Source organism: Neobacillus jeddahensis (assembly GCF_000612625.1).
Classification (GTDB): domain Bacteria; phylum Bacillota; class Bacilli; order Bacillales; family Cytobacillaceae; genus Neobacillus; species Neobacillus jeddahensis.
In genome coordinates, this window is sequence record NZ_CCAS010000014.1 from 1 (window position 1) to 12,245 (window position 12,245).

Genomic DNA, 12,245 nt, shown 5'->3' on the forward strand with positions numbered 1-12,245 from the left:
ATGAAAGTTGATAAGCTCATTTGTTACGTTGGCTTAGTTTCAATGAAGAAACTAATAATTTATTGTTTGTTGACGTTTTTGTTTGTTTAGTTTTCAAAGAACAAATGTCTCAATCGCTCAAAAGCGACTTCCTTAATTTATCATATCCAACATTTAAAAGTCAATAACTTTTTTTAATTTTTTTCAGTTACTGTTGCTCTCTCGATGAGGACAAGAATTAATATACCATGGGTAATAAATGATTGCAATATAATTTTTAAAAGTTTTTTAGATTTATTTCGCCAATATCAGTGAAAGGTGAAAGAATATGATCCTCATCAATCCTTTAAATTATTTTTCCTCTTCTTCTATTAGAGAATAAATACATATGATAAGTAATAGAATGGTTTTTGTATTTTATCTCACTTTCCTTCCAAACTCTAATCAGTGTAGAATCAAAGTAACGGTTTCCAATTGAATCATAATTACCCTATTAGTAACATGACAATAAAATTGGATGTGAATAAAAATGAGCAATGTCGATATTGATATATTAATTAAGCTAGGCATTTCCGCAGTCTTTGGACTTATTATTGGTCTTGAACGTGAATTAAAAAGAAAACCAGTTGGACTTAAAACAAGTTTGGTCATATCTGTTGTTAGTTGCTTACTGACAATTGTATCGATACAATCGGCATATATGTTTCCAACCTCTGATGATGTAAAAATCACAATGGATCCGCTCCGACTTGCGGCTCAAATCGTTTCTGGAATCGGTTTTCTAGGTGCAGGGGTCATTTTAAGAAGAGGAAATGACAGTATCTCGGGATTAACCACTGCGGCAATGATTTGGGGAGCCGCCGGAATTGGAATTGCAGTTGGGGCTGGCTTTTATATTGAAGCTTTTGCCGGGGTCGCTCTTCTTATTATTAGTGTTGAATTAGTCCCATTTTTAATGAAATTAGTTGGTCCAAAACAATTGCGAGAAAAAGAAATTACCCTGCAATTATTTATTAGAGACCAAGCCCAAATTGAAACGGCCATCTCTTTTCTACTTGAAAAAAAGTATATTATTCGAAGGCTCCGAATTAAGGATTTAGATAATGGGGATCATTTAGTCCAAATATTAGTAGCCGTTGATTATCGCGAGAAGACGACGGAGGTATACGCTGCTGTTTCTGACTTAGAGGGCGTTCAAAAAGTTGAGATTGAAAGTATTGGCTAAGTGAAAAGCGTATGGTTTCCGGCACTTAAATTTCTCAAAGTGGTATCTTATCCATTCTTTTTATAAAAATAGTCTAATTTTCAAAAATTTCTTCTTGCAAGATTCTTATAATGCAGATATAATTTCTTTTGTACCAATCAAATTGGGGGCTTAGCTCAGCTGGGAGAGTGCTTGCATGGCATGCAAGAGGTCAGGGGTTCGATCCCCCTAGTCTCCATATTTAGAAAACCTTCGCATAGCGAGGGTTTTTTTGTGCCTTTTATTTACTCAAATAGGAAAAAATAGTAATATTTTCCTATTTTTTCATTTCCCTCTTGCTTAGTTTATTCTATTATTACTATAATAAAATAAACTGTTTTAAGATTCAGAAAAATATAACAAGGAGGGATTTCTTCTATCACTCATTTCTTTTCCTCTTTTACCCACATCCTGCCGTAACTTTAGTTTTTCTACACCCTATGACCATCAGTCATGTCACTTCTTTTTCAACATATGTGTTAAACATAAGTTTTGTTTACTGAGAGGGGGAGCTTCCATTGGAGGCACGAAAAACAAAAACCAATTCTGAAAGCGATTACACATCAATTGTTCATTCACCAGCATTTCAAACATTACTCTCTGAAAAGAAAAAATTTATTATCCCAACTACTATTTTCTTTTTTTGCTTTTATTTTGCATTACCCATCTTAACATCCTATTCAACAATCTTAAATCATAAATTTATTGGCAGCATTACCTGGGCATGGGTATTTGCCTTCTTGCAATTCATCATGACTTGGGTCTTATGCATGCTCTATTCAAAAAAAGCAGCTAAATTTGATGAATTAGCAAATCAAGTTCAAGAGGGAGGAAAGGACTGATGAATACTCCTGCTTTTATTATGTTTCTAGGAATCGTATTTGTAACGTTAATCATTACCTATTACGCTTCTAAAAAAACAAAAAATGCAAGTGAATTTTATACTGCGGGCGGCGGATTGACAGGCTGGCAAAATGGCATGGCGATTGCTGGAGATTATATGTCAGCAGCTTCCTTCCTAGGAATCGCCGGCGCCGTTGCCTTAACAGGCTTTGATGGATTTTTTTATAGTATTGGTTTTCTTGTCGCCTATCTTGTTGTTCTATATTTAGTGGCTGAACCCTTAAGGAACCTAGGTAAATACACATTTGCGGATATGATTGCCTCCCGTTTTGACGCCAAGAAAATACGTGGATTTGCAGCAATGAATACCGTAGCAATCTCGATATTTTATATGATTGCACAGCTTGTTGGTGCAGGTGCACTTATTAAATTATTATTAGGCATAGAATATACCACTTCTGTGTTAATCGTCGGGGTCTTAATGACCGTTTATGTTATTTTTGGTGGAATGCATGCAACTAGTTGGGTCCAAATTATTAAAGCCATCCTACTAATGGGTGGTACTTTATTAATCTCAATCATGGTGTTCGCTAAGTTTAATTGGAGTATTACCGATATGTTCGCTCAGATGAAAACTGCAACGCCGTTAAAGGAATCCTTCTTGAATCCAGGGGTAAAATATAAAGTCGGCCTTGATACGATTTCATTAAATATGGGGCTTGTACTAGGAACAGCGGGATTACCCCACATTCTTGTCCGCTTCTTTACCGTAAAGGATGCGAAAACAGCTCGTTCTTCTGTTGTATATGCGACCTGGATCATTGGAATCTTTTATGTTATGACCATTTTCCTCGGCTTTGGTGCCGCAGCTTTTGTAGGTAACTCTGACATTGTAGCTGCAAACCCTGCTGGTAATATGGCAGCACCACTATTAGCACAGGCCCTTGGCGGCAATATGTTATTTGCGTTCATTTCTGCTGTAGCATTTGCTACCATTCTAGCGGTTGTCGCGGGACTTGTTCTCACTTCAGCATCTGCGGTTGCTCATGATTTTTATAATGAGATTCTTTGTAAAGGGCAGGCAACAGAGAAACAGCAGGTCAATATGGCACGCTGGGCATCCGTAGGTGTTTCTGTTGTCTCTATTATATTGGCATTAGGTGCACAAACCTTAAATGTCGCTTTTCTTGTATCACTTGCCTTTGCTGTTGCCGCCAGCGCTAACCTACCTGTTATTATTTACACTATTTACTGGAAACGATTTAATACATCAGGTGCGATTTGGGCAATGGTGGTAGGACTCATTTCAGCGATTGGTTTAGTTATCATTAGTCCAAATGTTTTCAGTCCTGAAGCCGGAAAAGCTATTTTTGTTGGCAATCCTATTTTCCCATACACAACACCTGGGATTGTTTCTATCCCACTCGGATTTATAGCCGGTTATCTAGGAACCATCTTTTCAAATCAAAAAGCTGATGTGAAGAGATATGAAGAAGTACTTGTAAAATCCAATACTGGTATTGGAATAAAAGGATAATAAGAAAAGCGCAAGGCGCCCGTAATCGTCGACAAGCACAAGACGAGCCGGCGGGAAGGTTGTTCTTTAACCTTCTCGACGGATTGGCTTGTGACCTCGAGCCGATGGCGCCTGGAGCTGGACAATTCTCAAAGTCAAAATTTATACTTTCTTATCTTTTAAAAAAGGGACTGAAATCATTTCAGTCCCTTTCCTATGCGCCGTTTACTTTCTTCTTCTAGATCCAGCTGATTTGAATTTATCCCCACTTCTTTTCGGATGGAAGCTTGAAGAACTTGAATTCGCTTGTTTTCCCTTGAATGATTGGTTCTGTCTTCCTCGATCTTCCCTTTCAGAGGCACCAAGGTTTTGCTTTTGGATGGTGATGTTTAATTCCTTTTCAATTGACTCAAGTGTTGGTCGATCGTCTGTGGAGTAAAAGGTCAAAGCCAAACCCGTCATACCAGCCCTACCTGTTCGTCCAATTCGATGGATGTAGCTTTCTGCATCTTGAGGGATATCATAGTTAAATACATGAGTGACACCTTCTACATCAAGCCCCCTTGCCGCCACATCCGTTGCAATCAACAATTGAATCTCAGCATCCCTAAACCGCTTCATTACCTGTTCTCGTTTAGCTTGGGACAAGTCCCCATGTAACTCATCACAGGCAAATTTTTGAGCCTTCAGAGCATCATAAAGCTTGCTTACTCTTCTTTTAGTCCTACAAAAAATAACAGCTAAAAATGGTCGATATGTTTCAACCAATTCAATGAGGTTGGCTTGTTTTGCCCGATCAGTAGTATGAAAGGCAATTTGTTTCACATTGTCTGCAGGTCCTTGTGTTTTTTCGACCTGAATGTATTCTGGTGAATCCATATGTTTCTTAGCTAATTTTCGTATTTCTGGTGGCATCGTTGCTGAGAACAACATGGTTTGTCGCGTTACCGGCGTTTCCCTGATAATAGTCTCTACTTCACCCAAAAAGCCAATATGGAGCATTTGATCGGCTTCATCCAGAACAAGGAATGATATTTCTGATAAGCGAACCGTTTCTCTCCTAATATGATCTAACAGTCTGCCGGGCGTCCCGACCACTATTTGAGGATTCCTTTTTAATTTTTTCAATTGCTTCGCTACATCTTGTCCTCCGTAAACGGCTAAAACCGCAACACCTTCCATATCTGCAGTCAGTTTTTCGACTTCATCAGTGATTTGCAAAGCAAGTTCTCTCGTTGGAGTGACAATCAACGCTTGAACATGTGTAGCTTCCCGATTGATTTTTTCAAGAATTGGCAGGATAAAGGCAAATGTTTTTCCTGTACCTGTTTGTGCTTGGGCAATAATATCATTCCCCTCCATAACAAATGGAATAGCTTGTTCTTGAATCGGGGTTGGTACGGCAACACCATAGCCCCGTAATGTATCTACAATTGTTTCCGAAATACCTAATGATAAAAAGTCTGCCAAAAAATACCCCTACTTTCTAAAAATCCTATCTACTAATATTGATGGTTTTTCATCACAATTGCAAATAACTTTTTTATCTTACTATTAGGGATAAAATACGGAAACAATTATTGCCTTTTCTTTTTAAAAGCATTATAATTTCTTTAATACCAACTTATTCAATCGGAATAGTTAAATTAAAGGAGGGATTATATGAATGAACAAAGTTTTCTCATTGTCCATGGATTAGGTGGAAGTGGCACTGAACATTGGCAAACTTGGCTGGCTGCAGAACTGAGAAAGAGGAACTACCATGTTTGTTATCCAACCTTCTCACAATTCGACTCCCCGAATAGGGACGTTTGGATGGAGGAATTAAATAGGGCAATACAAACTATCCCGGCAGATTCTCAACTTACTGTGATTACTCATAGTTTAGGATGTTTTCTTTGGTTGCATTATGCAGCAGCACAAAACAAAAGGATTGCTCAACAAGTTATTCTCGTTGCTCCACCGTCCCCAACAAATGTTCTTACTGAAGCAAAATCCTTTTATCCTGTCCCACTGTTAGGTAAGCACCTTTCTAATAGTGCAGAAGATATCTTATTTATCCACTCCACTAATGATCCTTATTGCAATATGGAAGATGCGCAGCACTATTTAAATTTAGCTCATCGTTCATTTGTGTTACCAAATGCGGGACATATTAATACTGCATCAGGACACAGGGAATGGTCCTGGATGTTGGATTTATGCCTTACTGATGAAAAATTAGCCGTAACTATATAAACTGAGGGAGTGATGTTTAATCTATCACTCCCTTCTTTTATCTATTCTTTATGGTTTTAAAATAACTTTAATACAATCTTCCATTTTCGTATCAAAGACTTCATAACCATGTTTAGCCTGATCCAATGGAAGCACATGTGTGATGATATCCCCAGGGTCTATCTTTCCTTGATTAATCTGATCGTAAAGAAACGGCATGTACGGAATGACAGGGGCTTGTCCTGTCTTGATTTCGACATTTCGTTGAAAAATATCTCCGAGAGGAAATGCGTTATAGCGACCACCATATACACCGGTTATTTGAATGGTTCCGCCCTTTCTGACAGCCTGACTCGCAATTACAATCGCTCCCATTGCCCCGCCATGTAATTTTAAACCAGAAGCAAGAAATTCAAGCGGTGTCCATTTTCCATCCATCCCAACAGCATCAATGACAATATCAGCCCCACCTTTAGTTATTTCCTTTAAATATTCCCCTGTATTAGGATGTTGTTCAAAATTGATAATTTCTACCTTGTTTGTTCTTTCAGCATGCTTCAAGCGGTAATCTATATAATCAACCGCTATCACCCGTTTTGCTCCTTTTAGCCAAGCAAATTTTTGCGCCAATAATCCAATTGGACCACAACCTAGAATGATGACCGTATCACCTGGTTTCACCCCTGCATGATCAACACTCCAATAAGCAGTTGGTGTAGCATCAGCCAGTAAGGCTAACTTTTCATCTTCTACTTCACAATTTTCCGGCACCTTAAATGGGGTGAAATTCCCATATGGGACCCGCAGGTATTCAGCCTGTCCCCCCGGAAAACCACCAGTTAATTCTGAATAACCAAAAAAGCCACCCATTTCTCCATGTGGATTGGAATTGTCGCACTGGCTTGTGAGATCATGGGTACAATACCAACAATGACCGCAACTTACGTTAAAGGGGATAATAACCCTATCCCCTTTTTTTAGTTTTGTCACTTCAGGACCCACTTCTTCAACGACTCCCATCGGTTCATGGCCAATCACAAAATCTGTTGGGGTATTGGGAACCATGGCATGAATCAAATGCAAATCTGATCCACAAATAGCTGAAGAAGTAATTTTCACAATAATATCATCGGCTTTTTGTATTTCAGGATCTTTGACTTCCTTTACCTGAACGTTTTTTATACCTTGGTATGTAACAGCCTTCATTCTAAAATGCCTCCTTCTATTTATTTGGTGTTGCAAACATGCCAAGGCGGTCAGTATCATTAGGAAAAAGATTTAACTTTGCAATCTGAACAGCCGTTTCTGCCGACTTCAAATCAATAGGAAATTGCTCATTAAAATTATGGGGATGCAGCCAGCCCTTTTTGATCATCAAGTCAGAAATTTCTGTGTGTAAATCAATTGCGGATTCCATTTGTTTGTGTAAAACTCGTCTCAGTTCGGGATTAGCTGTTTCAGTAATCGCAAAACCATAATTTCGAATTCCACTTTTAACCGATAGTAAAAAGTCCATAGCAAACGCAGAATCAGCTAAATTGGGCATTCCTTCAGAGTTTCTCGGGTCTAAATAGTCCTCCAATTTTTTCACCTCATTTATTGTAGTAGTTTACTTTTTTTATAAAGATCAACGAGTTCATTAATATCCATAATCGATTGTTGAACATCTTTTTCCATTAAGGCTTTTAATTCATTATCAAAGCAAATTCCTTGCATTAATTTTGAGCGAAGTAGGCAAATCGTTTTAAAGTTGAGGATTTCATGTGTTTCCATTGTTTCATGTAGGGCTAAGTATTCCTTATCCACGAGTACACCTCCAGATTCTTAACATGTGTATTTTCTCCTACACCGATTACTATTTATACAAAGGCCCTGTGGTGAATAATCAGTCATGGACTTAGAAAGGATAAAGTGAAAAGAATGTTTAGGTTGGAGGGAACAAAATGACGAAGTACTTAGGACTTCATGAGACCTTAGATCTACATGAGTTGGTATCATTTAAAAATCTATGCTTAACGAAAGCAACGACCATGAGTGGATTGGTTCAAGACGAAGCGCTAAAGGCTATTCTCTCTGAAGATGTTACGACCGGTACATTGCACATTCAGCAATTACAGGAGTTTCTGACAGATCGGAGGAATAATGGATGAATCAATTTATTCAAAACATGATGGGGATGGGTGGCATGACGGATCAGGTTATAGCGACAGACTTTCTCGTTTCTGCCAAGGCTAGTGTAAAAAATTATGCTGTGGTGATTACGGAAACCGGTACCCCAGAGCTTAAAGCAGCTTTAAGGGCACAATTAAACGACGCCATTGCCACCCACGAAAAAATTACCAACTATATGATTGCTAAAGGATTCTATCATCCTGATAATTTAAGTGCACAGTTAGAAGTTGACTTAACTGCGTCAGACACTGCCCTTGACCTTGCTCAAGAGTAATAAGGGAGAAAGTGTGTTGGAGGTGGACGACTATGTCTGAAAAATGCGTTTATTGTACATCTCACATTGAGGAAAGACAGTTACACTATGTTCCATTAAAAAGTGAGAGGGCAGCATAAGCTGCTCTCTCACTTTACATACTTCTCAACTTCCTTCACACTACTCCCGCTATGGTCAATAGAGACTTGCTTCACAGACATTTTAGGAAATTCTTCTTGCAAGGCATTTGCAAGCCTCTTCCCTTTCCCTTTTTCACTAAAACAAATAATCGTTGGTCCGGCTCCACTTAATGCGACCCCGAACGCTCCATTGACCTTTGCTTGTTTTTCGATTTCCTCATAAAAGGGAATGAGTGGCCGGCGGTATGGTTGGTGGAAATAATCCTTGCTCATCATTTTTCCAGCAAGATACCAATTTTGACTTAAAAGGGCTCCTACCATGAGATTAGCCGTTGAAGAGGCTTGGACTGCCCCCTGACGAGAATAGGTATCCGGCAAGATGTCTCGTGACTCCTTCGTCAATAAGATTTCTTGGGGAATGACCACGACTATTTCGATCGGAAGATTATTAAATGACAGGATATCGACTTCTTGTTGCTGATAACAGCCAATCACTAATCCTCCATATAAGGAAGCACCGACATTGTCTGGGTGTCCCTCCCATTTTGTGGAAAGTAGAAGCTTCTCCTCCTTCGTTAAACGTAATTGGCCAACAGCATCGGCAAGCTCAATCCCCGCCACAATCGCTGCTGCACTCGAACCTAACCCTTTTGCTAAGGGGATATCACTATCTACCTTGATTTTACATGGGGGTAATTCAGTCTGATAGTGTGCCGCTGTGTTAATGGCTACCTGACAGATTAGGTGATTTTCGTCGGTTGGAAAGTCCTTTAATTCCTCACAAGACGAGAAACATTCCCAGTGTTCACTTTTTTGTATATCTAGGGTCAAATATAAATCAAGGGCGAGGCCGATCGAATCGAAGCCAGGACCAAGATTGGCTGTACTTGCAGGTACTTTAATCATAAAGCGATCAACTAAAGTCATCCGAGGACAACTCCTCGAATATGTTCTGTTACTGCCTTTTCATCATTTGGCAATTGGATCGGCTTAATTAAACTGCTTTTGATAGCTGTGTCTGGATCCTTTAAACCATTTCCTGTTAAGACAGCGACAATTTTAGTTCCCTTTTGAATTTTTCCATTTTGAATACTTTTATAAACACCTGCAAGAGAAGCGCATGAAGCTGGTTCAGCGAACACTCCTTCAGCAGCGGCTACTTTTTTATAAGCTGCGACGATCTCTTCATCGCTTACCTCATCAAACTGACCATCAGATTCTTGTACAGCAGAAACAGCTAAATCCCAGCTTGCCGGATTACCAATCCGAATTGCTGTTGCAATTGTTTCAGGATTTTCAAAAACCCGGTTATGAACAAGGGCAGCAGCTCCAGCAGCTTCAAAACCGAACATCCTTGGGAGACCAGTACCTCTTTTGCTGGCAAATTCCTTAAAGCCTTTCCAATAGGCACTAATATTTCCAGCATTCCCGACTGGAATCGCTAAAATGTCTGGGGCATCCCCAAGTTGATCACAAATTTCAAAGGCTGCTGTTTTTTGCCCTTCTAGCCGGTAAGGATTGACAGAATTGACTAGAGTGATCGGTTGTTCTTTACTAATATGGCGAACCATCTGTAAAGCTTGGTCAAAGTTCCCTTCAATCGAAATAATTTCTGCCCCATACATCATCGCTTGTGCGAGTTTCCCGAGTGCAATTTTCCCTTCTGGGATGACGATAATACATTTTATCCCCGCCCTGGCTGCATAGGCGGCGGCCGCGGCAGAAGTGTTTCCCGTCGACGCACAAATAATTGTTTTACTGCCTGCTTCAATCGCTTTCGTAACTGCCATCACCATTCCACGATCTTTGAAGGATCCCGTCGGATTTGCTCCCTCCATTTTCACATTGAGCTCTACCCCCCACTCTTGTGAGAGTCTCTCAAGTTTAATTAATGGAGTATTTCCCTCATTCAATGTTAATTTAGGCGTTTTCTCATTCACTGGTAAAAATTCTCTATAAGCTTCTACTAATCCTGGCCATCTCATAATGATTTCCTCACCACTCTATATGCACTTTTTATTTCCTTCACTGCTTGTAAATCATATAATTCTAGTAAAATTTTATCGTAATTGGTTAACGATGCCTTGTGAGTTACTAATACAATCTCCGACGTTTCATTTTTCTTGATTGGCAGCTGAAGTATTTTTTCAAAACTCACTCCGTACTTTGCAAAGATAGCCGTAATGTCAGCAAAAACTCCGACCACATCCTGTACATGGATGCGTAGAAAGTATTTTGAATACTTCTCTTCATTATCCTTTAATTTCTTCGGATATTGTGGGGTAACAGCACTTCTGCCATTGACACCGAGCCGCAAGTTTTTTATTACTCCAACTAAATCGGAAACGACTGCGGTTGCAGTTGGCAAGCTGCCTGCCCCAGGTCCGTAAAACATCGTTTCGCCTACAGCTTCACCGTAGACATAAACAGCATTATACTCATTTTGGACCGAGGCGAGTGGATGATTATTGGATAGGAACGTTGGTGCAACGCTTACTTCCACCTTTTCTCCCTCCCTATGAGCGAAACCAATTAGTTTCATGGTATAGCCTAATTGTTTCCCATAACGGATATCTTCCTCCGTAACCATCGAAATCCCACTTACCTTCACATCATCTAAATCGATATGCATGGAAAATCCTAATGTTGCGAGAATAGTCATTTTTCGAGCTGCATCAAGTCCCTCCACATCAGCAGTTGGATCCGTTTCTGCAAAGCCAAGCGCCTGGGCCTCTTTCAATACCTCATCATAGGAGCGGCCTTCATCGCTCATCTTTGTTAAAATATAATTCGTTGTCCCGTTAACAATCCCCATCATTTGCGTAATTCGGTCAGAGGCAAGTCCATCAACCAACCCTCTTAAAATTGGAATCCCCCCCGCCACACTGGCTTCATAAAATAAGTCGCAGCCATGTTCAGAGGCAACCGTTAATAACTCCGAGCCATGTAAGGCCATCAAATCTTTATTTGCTGTCACGACATGCTTTCCTTGGCGAAGGGCCGTAATTAAATAGTCCTTAGTGGCATTTACTCCACCCATAACCTCAATAACAACATCGATATCCTGGTCAAAGAGGATTTCTTCGGCGTTGGATGTTAATACTTTTGAATCCACTTCAACCGGGCGACTTTTATGTAGATCTTGTACAAGAATCTTTTTAATGACAACTGGACACCCCACTTGGTGGATTAATTTGTCCTGATGATTCTCAATGATTTTTACCACTCCAGAACCAACTGTTCCTAAACCCAATAATCCAATCGAGATCGTTTTCATATTTTCCCCTCCCTCAGATGTCCACTTATCGTGTACAAATGTTTTTCTGTTGTAGACATTATATGATTCTCTGAATTTTTTTACAATAGATTTGTTTCCCTATTTTCTATTGTAATCGCTTACTATCCTAGTGTAATAGGATAAATTTTAAAAAATAAATTTTCTATTTAAAAAATTTGTTTTTTTCTACTTTCTCCCTTTACAATCATGAAGGGTTGGATGTAGAATAATCCCTATATTCAATTAATATTGAAATTTCAGAGTACTATAATGTTAAAAGTGATGATGAAGACGGCATTAAGAAAAATCCCCAGAGAGCCGGTGGTTGCTGCGAACCGGTGATATTTCTTACGTATTGCAGAAGCTTCCATTAAGTGATGTTTGATCCTCACTGCTCGCTTATGCAAGAAGGTTACGGAGTTATTTCGTTAACCTTTGCCCAGCCCTTCGGAATTGGCTGCTGAAACTTTTAGTAGGTATGCCCGGTGAAAACCGTTAAATAATGAAGGTTGCGTTATTTTACTGCAACAAAAGAGGGTGGCACCACGTTCATTCACGTCCCTCATAACAAGGCATTTCTGTCTGTTATGAGGGACGTTTTTATT

Annotated in this window: 13 protein-coding genes and 1 tRNA gene; 7 read left to right on the forward strand and 7 right to left on the reverse strand. The window is 39.5% G+C overall.

The window, feature by feature from the left end; all coding sequences use genetic code 11:
* The first annotated feature begins 508 nt into the window (after positions 1 to 508).
* From TY15_RS08645 to TY15_RS08660, 4 genes are all read left to right on the forward strand, one after another.
* Positions 509 to 1,204, forward strand: a complete 696-nt coding sequence (locus TY15_RS08645; RefSeq protein ID WP_040203744.1) for an MgtC/SapB family protein — start codon at positions 509 to 511, stop codon at positions 1,202 to 1,204.
* Between the two features lie 144 nt (positions 1,205 to 1,348).
* Positions 1,349 to 1,421: transfer RNA gene (locus TY15_RS08650), tRNA-Ala, on the forward strand.
* Between the two features lie 319 nt (positions 1,422 to 1,740).
* Positions 1,741 to 2,064: a DUF485 domain-containing protein gene (locus TY15_RS08655; RefSeq protein ID WP_040203745.1), complete on the forward strand. Its 324-nt coding sequence runs from the start codon at positions 1,741 to 1,743 to the stop codon at positions 2,062 to 2,064.
* Positions 2,064 to 3,602: a solute symporter family protein gene (locus tag TY15_RS08660; protein ID WP_040203747.1), complete on the forward strand. Its 1,539-nt coding sequence runs from the start codon at positions 2,064 to 2,066 to the stop codon at positions 3,600 to 3,602. Before TY15_RS08655 ends, TY15_RS08660 begins: the two co-directional genes overlap by 1 nt.
* 204 nt (positions 3,603 to 3,806) lie before the next feature.
* On the opposite strand, the gene TY15_RS08665 is transcribed toward TY15_RS08660, so the two are convergent.
* Complete coding sequence (locus tag TY15_RS08665) at positions 3,807 to 5,051, reverse strand: DEAD/DEAH box helicase (protein WP_040203749.1); 1,245 nt, start codon at positions 5,049 to 5,051, stop codon at positions 3,807 to 3,809.
* 192 nt (positions 5,052 to 5,243) lie between these two features.
* On the opposite strand from TY15_RS08665, the gene TY15_RS08670 reads away from it, so the two are divergent.
* Complete coding sequence (locus TY15_RS08670; protein ID WP_042374331.1) at positions 5,244 to 5,819, forward strand: RBBP9/YdeN family alpha/beta hydrolase; 576 nt, start codon at positions 5,244 to 5,246, stop codon at positions 5,817 to 5,819.
* Between the two features lie 48 nt (positions 5,820 to 5,867).
* Here TY15_RS08670 and TY15_RS08675 read toward each other — a convergent pair whose 3' ends face one another.
* From TY15_RS08675 to TY15_RS08685, 3 genes are read right to left on the reverse strand one after another with little or no spacing between them, the layout of a single operon-like run.
* Positions 5,868 to 7,004 (reverse strand): zinc-dependent alcohol dehydrogenase, encoded by a 1,137-nt coding sequence (locus TY15_RS08675; protein WP_040203750.1) that lies wholly within the window; start codon positions 7,002 to 7,004, stop codon positions 5,868 to 5,870.
* A gap of 16 nt (positions 7,005 to 7,020) precedes the next feature.
* Entirely contained in the window at positions 7,021 to 7,380 is a 360-nt protein-coding gene (locus TY15_RS08680; RefSeq protein ID WP_040203752.1) for a spore coat protein, read from the reverse strand.
* A 14-nt stretch (positions 7,381 to 7,394) separates the two neighbouring features.
* Positions 7,395 to 7,604, reverse strand: coding sequence for a hypothetical protein (locus TY15_RS08685; RefSeq protein ID WP_040203754.1), 210 nt, complete (start codon positions 7,602 to 7,604; stop codon positions 7,395 to 7,397).
* A gap of 137 nt (positions 7,605 to 7,741) precedes the next feature.
* Between TY15_RS08685 and TY15_RS08690 the strand changes: the two genes are divergently transcribed.
* Together TY15_RS08690 and TY15_RS08695 are read left to right on the forward strand one after the other, a co-directional pair.
* On the forward strand, positions 7,742 to 7,948 hold the full coding sequence (locus TY15_RS08690; protein WP_040203756.1) for a hypothetical protein: 207 nt from the start codon (positions 7,742 to 7,744) through the stop codon (positions 7,946 to 7,948).
* Positions 7,945 to 8,244, forward strand: coding sequence for a spore coat protein (locus TY15_RS08695; protein ID WP_040203757.1), 300 nt, complete (start codon positions 7,945 to 7,947; stop codon positions 8,242 to 8,244). The genes TY15_RS08690 and TY15_RS08695 overlap by 4 nt, the downstream gene beginning before the upstream one ends.
* Positions 8,245 to 8,372: 128 nt before the next feature.
* Here TY15_RS08695 and thrB read toward each other — a convergent pair whose 3' ends face one another.
* The 3 genes from thrB to TY15_RS08710 are packed head-to-tail and all read right to left on the reverse strand — an operon-like array spanning position 8,373 to position 11,640.
* The gene (gene thrB / locus TY15_RS08700) at positions 8,373 to 9,290 is read right to left on the reverse strand and encodes a homoserine kinase (protein ID WP_040203759.1); all 918 of its coding nucleotides are present in this window, start codon (positions 9,288 to 9,290) and stop codon (positions 8,373 to 8,375) included.
* Complete coding sequence (gene thrC, locus TY15_RS08705) at positions 9,287 to 10,348, reverse strand: threonine synthase (RefSeq protein ID WP_040203760.1); 1,062 nt, start codon at positions 10,346 to 10,348, stop codon at positions 9,287 to 9,289. The genes thrB and thrC overlap by 4 nt, the downstream gene beginning before the upstream one ends.
* The gene (locus tag TY15_RS08710; protein WP_040203762.1) at positions 10,345 to 11,640 is read right to left on the reverse strand and encodes a homoserine dehydrogenase; all 1,296 of its coding nucleotides are present in this window, start codon (positions 11,638 to 11,640) and stop codon (positions 10,345 to 10,347) included. Before TY15_RS08710 ends, thrC begins: the two co-directional genes overlap by 4 nt.
* Positions 11,641 to 12,245: the final 605 nt, after the last annotated feature.